Below are 413 nucleotides of genomic sequence, written 5' to 3' on the forward strand. Positions count from 1 at the left end.
GAACGTGGAGGACGAGACGCAGATGACTGCGCTGTTCGCGCGCATCGCCGAGGACTGGGGCCGGCTGGACGCCGTGGTGCATTCGGTGGCCTTCGCACCGAAGGCGGACCTCCAGGGCGGGCTGCTCAATTCGTCCGCCGAGGGCTTCGCCCGGGCCATGGATGTCTCGTGCCACTCGTTCATCCGCATGGCGCGCCGCGCGGTGCCGCTGATGACCGAAGGCGGCACGCTGTTCGCGATGAGCTACGACGGCGCCAACCGCGTGGTGCCGAACTACAACCTGATGGGGCCGGTGAAGGCCGCGCTCGAGGCCAGCTGCCGCTACCTCGCGCACGAGCTGGGGCCGCAGGGCATCCGCGTGCATGCGATCTCGCCAGGGCCGCTGAAGACGCGCGCGGCTTCGGGGCTCAAGG

The 413-nt window shown here is 70.2% G+C and carries 1 protein-coding gene; it reads left to right on the forward strand.

The genetic code is table 11. The features are described from left to right. Positions 1–22: 22 nt before the first annotated feature. Positions 23–413, forward strand: a 391-nt coding sequence (locus AC1DBN_RS21545) for an SDR family oxidoreductase (protein WP_477724206.1), incomplete at its 3' end; no start/stop codon positions are given.

It is taken from the genome of Pseudarthrobacter sp. 10T415, assembly GCF_056394175.1.